This is a genomic window from Pseudomonas sp. Leaf127 (genome assembly GCF_001423155.1).
Taxonomy (GTDB): Bacteria; Pseudomonadota; Gammaproteobacteria; order Pseudomonadales; family Pseudomonadaceae; genus Aquipseudomonas; species Aquipseudomonas ovata.
This window is the reverse complement of the sequence record NZ_LMOA01000023.1, coordinates 1-12,662: the sequence shown is the minus strand read 5'-3', so window position 1 is coordinate 12,662 and position 12,662 is coordinate 1. Positions and strand designations below refer to the sequence as shown.

At 62.1% G+C, this 12,662-nt stretch carries 12 protein-coding genes; 2 read left to right on the top strand and 10 right to left on the bottom strand.

Annotation, left to right across the window (positions count from 1 at the left end; genetic code table 11):
* Positions 1 to 92: 92 nt before the first annotated feature.
* The 10 genes from ASF84_RS21175 to ASF84_RS21130 form a co-directional block, all read right to left on the bottom strand.
* Entirely contained in the window at positions 93 to 2,054 is a 1,962-nt protein-coding gene (locus ASF84_RS21175) for a DUF7844 domain-containing protein (protein ID WP_056840842.1), read from the bottom strand.
* Complete coding sequence (locus tag ASF84_RS21170) at positions 2,051 to 2,371, bottom strand: DUF2388 domain-containing protein (RefSeq protein WP_056840841.1); 321 nt, start codon at positions 2,369 to 2,371, stop codon at positions 2,051 to 2,053. The genes ASF84_RS21175 and ASF84_RS21170 overlap by 4 nt, the downstream gene beginning before the upstream one ends.
* A 32-nt stretch (positions 2,372 to 2,403) precedes the next feature.
* The gene (locus tag ASF84_RS21165) at positions 2,404 to 2,709 is read right to left on the bottom strand and encodes a DUF2388 domain-containing protein (protein WP_056840840.1); all 306 of its coding nucleotides are present in this window, start codon (positions 2,707 to 2,709) and stop codon (positions 2,404 to 2,406) included.
* Positions 2,710 to 2,796: 87 nt separating this feature from the next.
* The gene (locus tag ASF84_RS21160; RefSeq protein WP_056840839.1) at positions 2,797 to 3,114 is read right to left on the bottom strand and encodes a DUF2388 domain-containing protein; all 318 of its coding nucleotides are present in this window, start codon (positions 3,112 to 3,114) and stop codon (positions 2,797 to 2,799) included.
* A 373-nt stretch (positions 3,115 to 3,487) separates the two neighbouring features.
* Positions 3,488 to 3,700, bottom strand: a complete 213-nt coding sequence (locus tag ASF84_RS21155) for a DUF1127 domain-containing protein (protein WP_056840838.1) — start codon at positions 3,698 to 3,700, stop codon at positions 3,488 to 3,490.
* Between the two features lie 320 nt (positions 3,701 to 4,020).
* Complete coding sequence (locus ASF84_RS21150) at positions 4,021 to 5,514, bottom strand: acetyl-CoA hydrolase/transferase family protein (RefSeq protein WP_056840837.1); 1,494 nt, start codon at positions 5,512 to 5,514, stop codon at positions 4,021 to 4,023.
* 179 nt (positions 5,515 to 5,693) lie between these two features.
* Complete coding sequence (locus ASF84_RS21145; RefSeq protein ID WP_056840836.1) at positions 5,694 to 7,139, bottom strand: NAD(P)(+) transhydrogenase (Re/Si-specific) subunit beta; 1,446 nt, start codon at positions 7,137 to 7,139, stop codon at positions 5,694 to 5,696.
* Positions 7,136 to 7,453 (bottom strand): NAD(P) transhydrogenase subunit alpha, encoded by a 318-nt coding sequence (locus tag ASF84_RS21140; RefSeq protein WP_056840835.1) that lies wholly within the window; start codon positions 7,451 to 7,453, stop codon positions 7,136 to 7,138. Before ASF84_RS21140 ends, ASF84_RS21145 begins: the two co-directional genes overlap by 4 nt.
* Positions 7,454 to 7,464: 11 nt before the next feature.
* Positions 7,465 to 8,586 (bottom strand): Re/Si-specific NAD(P)(+) transhydrogenase subunit alpha, encoded by a 1,122-nt coding sequence (locus ASF84_RS21135; RefSeq protein ID WP_056840834.1) that lies wholly within the window; start codon positions 8,584 to 8,586, stop codon positions 7,465 to 7,467.
* A 414-nt stretch (positions 8,587 to 9,000) separates the two neighbouring features.
* Positions 9,001 to 9,918 (bottom strand): LysR family transcriptional regulator, encoded by a 918-nt coding sequence (locus tag ASF84_RS21130; protein WP_056840833.1) that lies wholly within the window; start codon positions 9,916 to 9,918, stop codon positions 9,001 to 9,003.
* 156 nt (positions 9,919 to 10,074) lie between these two features.
* On the opposite strand from ASF84_RS21130, the gene ASF84_RS21125 reads away from it, so the two are divergent.
* Both ASF84_RS21125 and ASF84_RS21120 read left to right on the top strand, forming a co-directional pair.
* A complete protein-coding gene (locus ASF84_RS21125) occupies positions 10,075 to 11,256 on the top strand; it encodes an acyl-CoA dehydrogenase (RefSeq protein ID WP_056840832.1) in 1,182 nt (393 codons plus the stop codon).
* Between the two features lie 21 nt (positions 11,257 to 11,277).
* Complete coding sequence (locus ASF84_RS21120) at positions 11,278 to 12,498, top strand: CaiB/BaiF CoA transferase family protein (RefSeq protein ID WP_056840831.1); 1,221 nt, start codon at positions 11,278 to 11,280, stop codon at positions 12,496 to 12,498.
* Positions 12,499 to 12,662 lie beyond the last annotated feature (164 nt).

The following is a 12,662-nucleotide window of genomic DNA, read 5'->3' as shown; positions in this document are numbered from 1 at the left end:
GGCAGCTCTAAAAACGACCTGCGTTGTCATCGCTGCGTTAAAAACAGACTCGAGCGCGACTTCGACCGTTTCTCGCTTCAGCCGTTTGATTTTTACGGCAGTTGCAGACCGCCGGCGGCTTTATGCAAGGCGCGCAGGTGTTCGCTCATCTGTTTGAGGTTTTCTTCGCTGGCGGTGATTTCGGCGGCACGGGCCGGTTCCAGCAGGGCGCGCACTTCGCTGTCCAGGTCGCCGGTCAGGCGCTTGAGGGTTTTCTGCCGTTCGCTGCTCTGGGTCTCCAGGCGTTGCCATTCCTCGGTTTGCGGCAAGCCATAGCCGTCGCTGCCGAGCAATTCGGCCGGGCGACTGAGAAAGCCGCTGTTGGCAAGGATGTCCTGCAAGGTGCCGGTGGCCTTCGACACGCGCCCGTCCTGTTGCTCACGGGCCGTGAGGTAGCGCTGCTTGACCTCGTCCTGGGCCAGCAGCAACTGGCGGCGCAGGCTGGCCTGCTCCAGCAGCAGGATGGCGGCGCTGGTGCGCAGGTCGGCGCGGGCGAACCACTGGCGCCGCTCGATGGCCGGTTGTTGCAGCCAGTCCTCGACCGAGTCTTGCCGGATCGGCAGGTTCTTCTTGAGCACCGTGAACATGGCCTGGTAGCGATCGCGGTAGGAGTCGAAGCGGTAACCCAGGCGCAGCGCTTCCTTGGGGTCGTCCAGTACGCGGGTGTCGGCCAGGCCGCGGCCCTTGAGCACCTCCAGCAAACCGTTGGGCAGGATGCTGTCCAGGCCGGTGAGTTGCGAATCATCAGTGCCGCTGCGCAACAGCTTGAGGGTTTCCACGGCGCAGTTGTTGGAGATGAAATAGTAGTCGCCGTCATAGCTCCAGTGCATTTCAGCGGCGTGCTCGACCAGGGTGTCGATCTGCGGGCGTGACAGCTTCAACGGCACCGAGGCCAGGCTGCGCAGCTCGGTCTTGGTGTACTCGTCGATCACCTGGGCCAGCGGCAGGACGAACAGCCGTGACGGGTAGGCGCCGGTCAGGCCGTCCCAGCTCGATAACTGCACGTCGCCCACGAAGGCCCGGTAGGAGAGCACCAGGTGCTGGTCCAGGTCCAGGCGACAGTCCGGGCCCCGTGGCCGGCCTGGCTTGCAGATCACCAGGCGCAGCATGCTGTGGCCCCAGCGACTCATCATGTTCTGGTTGGCCTCGGCCAGCAGGTAATCGACGGCGTAGACGCGCTCGGGGTCAAGCTTGCCCAACGGCTCGCGGCCAAAATCGTTGCCGGCGTTCAGGTACGGATAGAACGACGGGCAGGCCTGTTGCGTCGGCGGCGCCCAGCCGAACTGCTCTTTGTACCAGCGGTACAGGGCCGGACGACGACAGGCGTAGGTCGGGTCGAGCAGAAAGTACTCCATGTTTACCGCGACAAATTCCAACGGGCTGCTCAGTTCATAGGCATCCGGGCTGCGCACGCTCTGGCCGTTGTGCTGCTCGCGTGCGCCACGCCGGCCGACATACTGCTGCCAGCCGGCCAGATCAAGCAGGCGCGGGTCGTCGCTCAAGGTGAAGCGCCGTTCGGTCTGGCCACGGCATTCGTCGGCCAGGCCGACCTTGCCCAGCGAACTGTGCTGGCGGGCGCAGCGCAGGATCAGCCTGCGGTCGGCGCCGGACCACAGGCGGGCGCGGTCGTAGACGTGGGTCAGCTCGTGCAGCACCGTTGCCAGCAATTCGCGGCGCACGGTGCCATGCGGCCGGCCAGTGGGTTCAGTGGCAGCAGAGCCATCGGTCAGCGGTGTCAGCAGGCGGGTATTGAGGTACAGCTGGTAAGGACCTGCGGCCTGGCCGTAGGCATTGTCCGGCATGTCGCTGGACCAGCTCACATCGATACGCCGGTCCAGGTCTTTGACAAAGCGCGGCGGCAAGGCCTGCAGGGCTTCATCGAGCAGCGCCTGGCTGGCCTGGCGCTGGGCCGGGTTCAGGGACTCGCTTTGCAGGTGCAACTGCAGGTCGGCGAGCACAGGTGTCGCCGCCAGGCTCAGCCCCCAGGCCAGCAGCCAGACGCCAAGGCGCCTCACAGTGCGAGGATGGCTTCGGCCAGGGCCTGATCGCTGGCGGTGCGCGCTTCAGGCACGCGGCTGCGCAGGGTGTCGAACGCCGCGTCGAGGCGGGCGCCATGAATGTCGCCGCCGCTGGCCACGTAACTGGCGGCGTCGTCACGGGCTTGTTGCACGACCTTGGAGTCGCGGATCGAGGTGGTAGTGTCGGAGGTGAAGTCGATGGAGCGGCCAAAAGCGCGAACGATGATGTTGCTGGTGGCCACTACGGTCTGTGCCTGGGCCAGGTCGGCCATCAGCAGCATGCCCAGGGTCGCGGCGATCAACGGGGTGCGCATGTAACGTCTCCAGTACCGAACAGAAAAAGTGATTATTGGACGAGGATTGCCTGCGCCAGTTCAAGGTCGCTGGCACGAAGTTTTGTGTGCTGCTGGCGCAGGTGCAGCAGGGCCGCTTCGAGCTGTACCCCGCGTAACTGCCCGTCGCTGGCGACAAAGGCGGCCGCTTCGTCGCGGGCGGCGAGGATCAGCTTGTCATCGAAAGGGGCCGAGGTGACCTGGCTGGTGACATAACCACTGACGACCACGCCCTGGGTGCTGGTGTCGAACGCCTGGGCCTGGCCGGTGAACGTCAGGCTGGCCAGCGGAGCCAGAAGCAACAGATACGGTAAGCGCATGAGTATTCAAAGCATTGCAGAAACGAAGCCCAAGGCTAACGCAACGCCTTGGGCAGGGCTACCCCGCTGGCCGGCGGGGTGGCTGACTTACAGGGCCAGGATGGCCTGGGCCAGTTGGGTGTCGGTGGCTTGCAAGGACGGTTGCAACTGGCGGATGTGGCTCAGGGCGCCTTCAAGGCGCACGCCACGGATTTCGCCGGCGCTGCCGACGAAGCTGGCGGCGTCGTCGCGGGCAGCACGCACGATTTTGTCGTCACGAAACGACGAACTGATATCGGAGGTGGCGTCGGTGGAGGCGGCGACGGCGCCGACCACGGTGTCGGTGGTCACGATAAAGCTGCTGGCGTGGGCACCGGCAGCGGCGGTCAACAGCACAGCGGTACCCAGAATACGCAGAAAGGACATGGTGGTGTTCCGTCTAATAGATGAAGAGGTCGTGAAGGTGTGCCCGCTAGCCTATCGCAGGTAATTGCCGCGTGCTATCGCAGCGCTTGGCCAGTCGCTTTAACTGTTATGGTCTTTATTAGGCATCTTGTAAACTGTACTTGTTTTCGGACAGCTGCGGTAGGAGCGCGCTTGCCCGCGACCGGCTGCGTTAGCAGTCGTAAATTTTCAGCGTCTACACAATTTCTGCGAGCGCTGCGCACTCGGTCGCGGGCAAGCGCGCTCCTACCGGGCCGAAACGACAAAGCCCGTCAGCAGTTGCCTGCGACGGGCTTTGGGGGGATTCGGGTGAACTGGCTGGATGGCCTTCAGGCCTGCGCCGGTTCGCGCCGTATCAACGCCAGAACGGTTTGCTCAGTTCTTCGTAGCGCTGGGATTCGCTGATACCGGCGTCAGCCAGCAGGCGAGTGTCCAGACGAGCCAGTTGACGGCGGCTCGACAGGCGACGTTGCCACAGCATCAGGGTCGCGAAGGCGCGCAGAGGCAGGGCAGACTGGTTCGAAACGGTGCTTTCGCTGAACAGCTCGGAACTGATTGTACGTTCCATGGTGTGACTTCCTTCCGCTTATGGCGGGATTAGAGATTGGCTTGACTGGTGCCTATCTTCCTCTCGTGCAGGGCCATTCCATAGACACAGTTCACCTGTATTGTGAGAGTTCAGTTAACTGTTTATGGGCACTGTTTTGTTCGAAAATGGGGCAACTGTACTGCTATGCACGTTAATGGTGCGCTATTGATCGGTCATGTCGTATTTCTGTTGTTAAAAGACGATTTTTGACCAGTACAGCAGTACAGTTTTTGTCAGTGCCCTGTTTCGGTAAGGGCGCTGTACCGGAAAAGTGTGTTGCACAGGTTGAACTGTGTATTTCACGCCGGGAGCATGCGCCCGGTTTCTTCCAGATTCATGTGCCAATTGAGTGCTTCACGCAGCAGGTGAGGGGTGTGGCCGCCCAGCACACAAGCCGCACTGAAGTAGTCGTCGAGCGCCTGGCGATAGTCCGGGTGCACGCAGTTGTCGATGATCACCCGTGCCCGCTCGCGCGGTGCCAGGCCACGCAGGTCGGCCAGGCCCTGCTCGGTGACCAGAATATCAACGTCGTGCTCGGTGTGATCGACGTGGCTGACCATCGGCACCACGCTGGAAATGGCACCGCCCTTGGCAATGGATTTGGTGACGAAGATCGCCAGGTGGGCGTTGCGCGAGAAGTCGCCCGAGCCGCCGATGCCGTTCATCATCCGCGTGCCGCACACATGGGTGGAGTTGACATTGCCGTACAGGTCGAACTCCAGGGCCGTGTTGATACCGATGATGCCCAGGCGGCGGATCACTTCAGGATGGTTGGAGATTTCCTGCGGGCGCAGCACCAGCCGTGACTTGTAGCGCTCGAAGTCGGCGAACACCTGAGCGTGCCTGGGCGCCGACAGGGTCATGGAACTGCCCGAGGCGAAATCGAGCTTGCCGGCGTCGAACAGGTCGAAGGTCGAGTCCTGCAGCACTTCGGAGTACATGGTCAGGTGTTTGAAGGGCGAGTCCAGCAGGCCGTGCATCACCGCATTGGCGATGGTGCCAATGCCGGCCTGCAATGGCATCAGGCGTTCGGTCAGGCGCTGGGCCCGCACTTCGCTCTTGAAGAACTCGACCAGGTGATTGGCGATGGCCTGGGTCTCGACATCCGGCGGCAGCACGGTCGACGGCGAGTCGGGCTGGTCGCTGATGACGATGCCGATGATCTTGGCCGGGTCGATCTTCACCGCAGGGCTGCCGATGCGTGAATCGGCTTCCAGCACCGGGATCGGCAGGCGCGTCGGCCGGTAGCTGGGGATATAGATGTCGTGCAGGCCTTCGAGCGCCAGGGGTTGCGACAGGTTGATCTCGACAATTACCTTTTCGGCGAGAATGGCGAAGCTGGCCGAGTTGCCGACCGAGGTGCTCAGCACCAGGTGGCCGTCCTCGGTGATCGCCACGCATTCGATGACTGCCAGGTCCACCGCCTTGATCTGCCGGTTGCGCAGTTGCTCGACCGTATCGGAGAGGTGCTGGTCGATGAACATGACTTCGCCGGCATTGATGGCCCGGCGCAGCGTGCTGTCGACCTGGAACGGCATGCGCCGCGACAGCACGCCGGCTTCGGTCAGTTGCTTGTCCAGATCGTTGCCCAGGCTGGCGCCGGTCATCAGGCTGATTTTCAGGGGTGACTGGCGGGCACGTTCGGCCAGGGCGTGCGGCACCGCCTTGGCTTCACCGGCGCGGGTAAAGCCGCTCATGCCGACGGTCATGCCGTCTTCAATCAGGCCGGCGGCGTCGGCTGCGCTCATCACCTTGCTCATCAGGCCGGGCATGCGAATACGATCACGGTACATGGTCATGGTCTCGGGGGTGGAAACGAGCGCCAAGTCTAGTGGCTGCCGGCAGCTTCGTCCCCCGACCAAGGTCGTACGCGAGGCCTCTAATTAGCGGCTTTCAGCGCAAAACACCGTTACGCCAGTTGTAAAAAAGCCCCGGCTTGCGAACAGGCCGGGGCTTTTCTGGAGCCGTTTTGTCAGTGCGACTCGACGGCCTTGACCATGTCTTCGATGACCTTCTTGGCGTCACCGAAGACCATCATGGTCTTGTCCAGATAGAACAGTTCGTTGTCCAGGCCGGCATAGCCGCTGGCCATCGAGCGCTTGTTGACGATGATGGTCTTGGCCTTGTAGGCCTCCAGAATCGGCATGCCGGCAATCGGCGACTTGGGATCGTTCTTGGCCGCCGGGTTGACCACGTCGTTGGCGCCCAGCACCAGCACCACGTCGGCCTGGCCGAATTCGGAGTTGATGTCCTCCATCTCGAACACCTGGTCGTAAGGCACTTCGGCCTCAGCCAGCAGCACGTTCATGTGCCCCGGCATGCGCCCGGCCACCGGGTGAATGGCGTATTTCACCGTGACGCCATGGTGCACCAGCTTCTCGGTCAGTTCCTTGAGTGCATGCTGGGCGCGGGCCACGGCCAGGCCGTAGCCGGGGACGATGATGACCGTGTCGGCATTGGTCAGCAGGAAAGTGGCGTCATCGGCCGAGCCTGACTTGACCGGACGCTGTTCCTGGCTGCCAGCACTGGCGCCGGCATCGGCCGTCGCACCGAAGCCGCCGCCGATCACGTTGAAGAACGAGCGGTTCATGGCCTTGCACATGATGTACGACAGGATGGCGCCGCTGGAGCCGACCAGCGAGCCGGCGATGATCAGCATCGAGTTGTTCAGCGAGAAACCGATGCCGGCTGCGGCCCAGCCCGAGTAGCTGTTGAGCATCGACACCACCACCGGCATGTCGGCCCCGCCGATGGGGATAATCAGCAGCACGCCAATCACAAAGGCCAGTACCAGCATGATCGCAAACGCCGTGAGGTTGCCACTGAACATGTAGGTCAGGCCGAAGAACAGCGTGGCCAGGCCCAGGACCAGGTTCAGTTTGTGCTGCCCGGCGAACTGCACCGGTGCACCCTGGAACAGACGGAATTTGTACTTGCCCGAGAGCTTGCCAAAGGCGATGACCGAACCTGAGAACGTCACGGCGCCGATGGCTGCGCCCAGGAACAGTTCCAGGCGGTTGCCGACCGGGATGGCGTCGCCCAGCTGGGCCACGATGCCCAGTGACTGGGGCTCGACCACCGCGGCGATGGCAATGAACACCGCGGCCAGGCCGATCATGCTGTGCATGAAGGCCACCAGTTCCGGCATCTTGGTCATCTCGACACGCTTGGCCATGATCGAGCCGGCGGTGCCGCCGACCAGCAGACCCACAAGGATGTAGCCGATGCCGGCGCTGGTGCCCACGGTGCTGGCCAGCTTGTAGACCAGGCCGATGGTGGTCAGGACCGCCAGGCCCATGCCCAGCATGCCGAACAGGTTGCCGCGACGCGAGGTGGTCGGGTGCGACAGGCCCTTGAGCGCCTGGATGAAGCACACCGCCGAAACCAGGTACAGCAGGGTGACAAGGTTCATGCTCATTTCTGCACCTCATCCTTGGCCTTGGCTTTCTTCTTGAACATTTCCAGCATGCGTCGGGTGACCAGGAAGCCACCGAACACATTGACCGCCGCCAGGGCCACGGCCAGGGTGCCCATGACCTTGCCCAGCGGCGTGACGGTCAGGGCGGCGGCGAGCATGGCGCCGACGATCACGATGGCGCTGATGGCGTTGGTGACCGCCATCAACGGCGTGTGCAGGGCCGGGGTGACGTTCCAGACCACGTGGTAACCCACGTAGATGGCCAGGACGAAAATGATCAGGTTGTAGATACCGGGGGAGATCAGCTCTTGCATGGTGATTGTTCTCAGCCGTTTTTGCGGATGACCTGGCCGTCGCGGCACATCAGGCACGCGGCGACGATGTCGTCTTCGAGGTTGATCGAGAGCTGGGCGTCCTTGTCGAACAGCAGCTTCATGAAGTCCAGCAGGTTGCGGGCATACAGCGCCGAGGCATCGGCGGCCACCAGTGCCGGCAGGTTGGTGTGGCCGACGAGGGTCACGCCGTGCTCGACCACGACCTGGTCGGCCACAGTCAGCGGGCAGTTGCCGCCCTGGGCGGCGGCCAGGTCGATGACCACCGAGCCGGGTTTCATCTGCGCTACGGTGTCGGCACTCAGCAGCACCGGTGCCTTGCGGCCGGGAATCAGTGCGGTGGTGATGACGATGTCCGATTGCCGGGCGCGTTCGTGCACGGCAACGGCCTGGCGCTGCATCCAGCTGGCCGGCATGGGCCGGGCATAGCCGCCGACGCCTTCGGCGCACGCGCGTTCTTCATCGGTCTCGTAGGGTACATCGATGAATTTGGCGCCCAGTGACTCGATCTGCTCGCGCACCGCCGGCCGCACGTCGGAGGCTTCCACGACGGCGCCCAGGCGCTTGGCGGTGGCAATCGCCTGCAGGCCGGCCACGCCGGCACCAAGGATCAGCACCCGGGCGGCCTTTACGGTGCCGGCGGCGGTCATCAGCATCGGCATGAAGCGCGGGTAATGGTGCGCGGCCAGCAGCACCGACTTGTAGCCGGCAATGTTGGCCTGCGACGACAGCACATCCAGGCTCTGGGCGCGGGAAGTGCGCGGGGCGGCTTCCAGGGCAAAGGCCGTGATGCCCCGTGCGTTCATGCGCGCAATGGTCTCGTTGCTGAACGGGTTGAGCATGCCGATCAACACGGTGCCAGGCTGAATCAGCGCCAGTTCCTGATCGTCGGGTGGGGTCACCTTGAGAATCAGTTGGGCACTGAACACGTCGCTGGCACCGCCGATCACGGCACCGGCGGCTTCATAGGCGCTGTCGGTGACACCGGCACACATTCCGGCGCCCTGTTGGACCGTCAGCGTATGGCCCTGGGTAATCAGTTTCTTGATGGTTTCCGGGGTGGCGGCGACCCGGGTTTCGCCCGCATGGGTTTCAAGAGGAACACCAATATGCACGGCAAGTCTCCTGCGCGATCTTTCTTGTCTTCATGAGTGGGCCAACGAACTGCGGCGGGTGCGTTGACGGCGGGTAACAATGAGCTCTGGCCCCGGCAGGCCGGGCGCGGCGCATTGTGCCGCTGAGAATAGCGGGCCTTCAACACATTCTGTAACGAGACTGGAAATTAACTACAAGTCATCCTGTGACCTATTGTCGCAACACTTTGCTGGGCGCCTTTGTTTATAAGGCTTGCAGCAAATTCCATGAAGTTATTGTGGAAAACAATAATTTTTCGTTCACGACCAAAGTGCAATGGAAAAACGGGTTGAAAGCCTTGTAAATAAAGGCCTGTGGCCGGTTTGAAGAGTGGTCTGATGACAGATTTGAAATAGCGACAATTTGTTATATCTGTAGTGCTTTATTGTGTGTTACTACCGATTTTCGTCCTGCTCTTGCGGCAATCTGTAACGCTTTGCCTGGTCGATCAGCCAGTTGCGAAAGGCCTGCAGCGATACAGTCTGGGTTTTACGCTCCGGAATCATCAGGTGATAGGCCTTTATGCTGGTCAATTCATGGGGGTTGGCGATGACCAGGCGCTGTTCTCGCAGTTCGCGCTGAATAAGGAAAGGCGGAATAAGGGCAATGCCCATCTCGTGCATGGCGGCCTGGGCCAGCATCGAGAATAGCTCGTAGCGCGGCCCCGTCATGTCCCGCGGCACCTGCAACTGACGATCGTTGAACCACTGTCGCCAGGCATAGGGACGGGTGGTCTGTTGCAACAAGGGCCGTTCGGCAATCTGCGCGGCGCTCAGGCTGGCCTGGCCGTTCAGCAGTGCAGGGCTGCAGACGGGCATGGGGTTTTCACCCATCAGGCGGTAGGCCTGCGTGCCGGGCCAGTCGGCGTCGCCAAAATAGATCGCGGCATCGAAGTCGGTGTCGGCAAACAGGAAGGGACGCGTGCAGTTGGTCAGGTTGACGGTGACTTCCGGGTGGCATCGCTGGAAGTCCTTGAGCCTGGGCAGCAGCCATTGCGTGCCGAAGGTGGGCACCACGGCCAGTTCGATGACGCTGGCGCCTTGCTGACCCATGACCGACAGCGTGTCGCGCTCGACCGCATCGAGTTGCGCCGCGACCCGGCGACTGTAGGAGAGGCCGGCGTCGGTGAGCTTGACCCCGCGCCTGGAGCGCTTGAACAGCTCGATGCCGAGAAACTGCTCCAGGCTGCCGATCTGCCGGCATATGGCGCTCTGGGTCAGCGACAGCTCCTGGGCGGCCTTGGTGAAGCTTTCATGGCGGGCGGCCGATTCGAAGCTGACCAGCGCTGCCGTACTGGGAATTTTGCGCCGCATATACAAAGTCCTCACTTGGTCAGTCAATAATCAAGAGGCTGAAGGGTTCTCGGAGTGAGAAATTAGCACAACAGCTTGCATAATCGTCGTTTGTCCGCTGCTCGATGCGCGACTACGCTTGTGCCACGACATTGAATTTCGGGCGAGGCATCAACCATGAGTGGCAAGGCAAGCTTTAACTGGATCGACCCGCTGTTGCTGGATCAGCAACTGACCGAAGAAGAGCGCATGGTACGCGACAGCGCCGAGCAGTTTGCCCAGGACAAGCTGGCGCCACGCGTGCTTGAGGCCTTTCGTCATGAGCAGACCGACCCGCGTATTTTCCGTGAGATGGGTGAGATCGGCCTGCTGGGCGCCACCATTCCCGAAGCTTACGGCGGCAGTGGCCTCAATTATGTGTGTTATGGACTGATTGCCCGTGAAGTCGAGCGTATCGACTCCGGCTACCGCTCGATGATGAGCGTGCAGTCGTCGCTGGTCATGGTGCCGATCAACGAGTTCGGCTCCGAAGCGCAGAAGCAGAAGTACCTGCCGAAGCTCGCCAATGGCGAATGGATCGGCTGTTTCGGCCTGACCGAGCCCGACCATGGCTCCGACCCGGGTGCGATGGTGACCCGGGCACGCAAGGTCGAGGGTGGCTATCGCCTGAGCGGCGCCAAGATGTGGATCACCAACAGCCCGATCGCCGATGTGTTCGTGGTCTGGGCCAAGGACGACGCCGGTGATATTCGTGGCTTTATCCTGGAGAAGGGCTGGGCCGGGCTCAGTGCGCCGGCCATTCATGGCAAGGTGGGCTTGCGCGCCTCGATCACCGGCGAGATCGTGATGGACAATGTCTTTGTGCCTGAAGAGAACATCTTTCCTGATGTGCGCGGGCTCAAGGGGCCGTTCACCTGCCTCAACTCTGCTCGTTATGGCATCGCCTGGGGAGCACTGGGGGCGGCGGAGTTCTGCTGGCACACCTCGCGACAGTACACACTGGATCGCAAGCAATTCGGACGTCCGCTGGCGGCCAACCAGTTGATCCAGAAAAAGCTGGCCGACATGCAGACCGAAATCACCCTGGCCCTGCAAGGCTGCCTGCGCCTGGGGCGGATGAAGGATGAAGGTACTGCGGCGGTGGAAATCACCTCGATCATGAAGCGTAACTCCTGCGGCAAGGCCTTGGAGGTCGCACGGCTGGCGCGTGACATGCTGGGCGGCAATGGCATCAGCGATGAGTTTGGCGTGGCGCGGCATCTGGTCAACCTGGAGGTGGTCAACACCTATGAGGGTACGCATGACGTGCACGCGCTGATTCTGGGGCGTGCGCAGACCGGTATTCAGGCTTTCTATTAATAGACGCACAAGGGGCTGGCCATGGGTGCGCTGTCGCATATTCGAGTGCTGGACCTGTCGCGGGTACTGGCCGGTCCCTGGGCGGGGCAGATCCTGGCCGACCTGGGCGCCGATGTGATCAAGGTCGAGCGCCCGGTCAGCGGCGACGACACCCGGGCGTGGGGGCCGCCTTTCCTCAGGGATGAAAACGGGCACGACACCAGTGAAGCGGCCTATTACCTGTCGGCCAATCGCAACAAGCAGTCGGTGACCATCGATTTTACCCGGCCCGAGGGGCAGGCGCTGGTGCGTGAGCTGGCGGCCCGCTCTGATGTGTTGATCGAGAATTTCAAGGTGGGCGGGCTGGCGGCCTATGGCCTGGACTATCCGACGCTCAAGGCGATCAATCCTCGACTGATCTATTGCTCTATCACCGGGTTCGGACAAAGCGGGCCTTATGCCAGGCGTGCCGGCTACGACTTCATGATTCAAGGCCTGGGCGGGCTGATGAGCCTGACCGGGCGCGCCGAGGCAGAAGAGGGGGCGGGGCCGGTCAAGGTGGGCGTGGCGTTGACGGATATCCTGACCGGGCTCTATTCGAGCACGGCCATTCTGGCGGCCCTGGCGCATCGCGATCAGAGCGGTGAGGGGCAGCACATCGATATGGCCTTGCTGGACGTGCAGGTGGCGTGCCTGGCCAATCAGGCGATGAACTACCTGAGCACCGGGGTGGCGCCTCGTCGGCTGGGCAATGCGCATCCGAACATCGTGCCTTATCAGGACTTCCCGACCGCCGATGGCGACTTCATCCTGACGGTGGGCAACGACAGTCAGTTCAGGAAATTCGCCGAAGTGGCGGGTCGGCCCGAGTGGGCTGACGATCCGCGTTTCAAGAGCAACACATTGCGCGTGGCTCATCGCGCCGAACTGATTCCGTTGATTCGCCAGGTCACGGTGTTCAAGACCACGGTGCAGTGGGTGGCCGAGCTGGAGGCGGCCGGCGTGCCCTGTGGGCCGATCAACGACCTGGCCCAGGTGTTTGCCGATCCTCAGGTGGTGGCGCGAGGGCTGGCGATCGAACTGCCTCATGCATTGGGCGGGACCGTACCGTTGGTGGCCAGCCCTATACGCTTGTCGCAGACACCGGTCGAGTATCGTCGGGCGCCGCCTTTATTGGGCGAACATACCCAGGCGGTGTTGCGCGATGTATTGGGCCTGAGCGATGAGGCGATCGCCTTGTTGCGTGAAGGGCAGGTTCTATAGAGGTGTCTATAGGGCGGTCCATCGTCTTCTATATAGAGGGAAGCGCTTTCAGGACGCGATTAACCGTTAATTTCACATTATTGAAATTAAGTGTTGACGCCCTGTCTCAGCGCTCTATAATGCGCACCATTCCCGCCGCGGAAGAAACTGAAAACTCCTTGAAT

What these genes read in the sequence shown, in the direction of transcription:
- ASF84_RS21170 (WP_056840841.1), bottom strand. Translation starts at nt 2,371, where the DNA reads ATGCGCACCCCGTTGATCGCCGCGACCCTGGGCATGCTGCTGATGGCC.
- ASF84_RS21165 (WP_056840840.1), bottom strand. Translation starts at nt 2,709, where the DNA reads ATGCGCTTACCGTATCTGTTGCTTCTGGCTCCGCTGGCCAGCCTGACG.
- ASF84_RS21160 (WP_056840839.1), bottom strand. Translation starts at nt 3,114, where the DNA reads ATGTCCTTTCTGCGTATTCTGGGTACCGCTGTGCTGTTGACCGCCGCT.
- ASF84_RS21155 (WP_056840838.1), bottom strand. Translation starts at nt 3,700, where the DNA reads ATGGAACGTACAATCAGTTCCGAGCTGTTCAGCGAAAGCACCGTTTCG.
- ASF84_RS21150 (WP_056840837.1), bottom strand. Translation starts at nt 5,514, where the DNA reads ATGTACCGTGATCGTATTCGCATGCCCGGCCTGATGAGCAAGGTGATG.
- ASF84_RS21145 (WP_056840836.1), bottom strand. Translation starts at nt 7,139, where the DNA reads ATGAGCATGAACCTTGTCACCCTGCTGTACCTGGTTTCGGCGGTGTGC.
- ASF84_RS21140 (WP_056840835.1), bottom strand. Translation starts at nt 7,453, where the DNA reads ATGCAAGAGCTGATCTCCCCCGGTATCTACAACCTGATCATTTTCGTC.
- ASF84_RS21130 (WP_056840833.1), bottom strand. Translation starts at nt 9,918, where the DNA reads ATGCGGCGCAAAATTCCCAGTACGGCAGCGCTGGTCAGCTTCGAATCG.
- ASF84_RS21125 (WP_056840832.1), top strand. Translation starts at nt 10,075, where the DNA reads ATGAGTGGCAAGGCAAGCTTTAACTGGATCGACCCGCTGTTGCTGGAT.
- ASF84_RS21120 (WP_056840831.1), top strand. Translation starts at nt 11,278, where the DNA reads ATGGGTGCGCTGTCGCATATTCGAGTGCTGGACCTGTCGCGGGTACTG.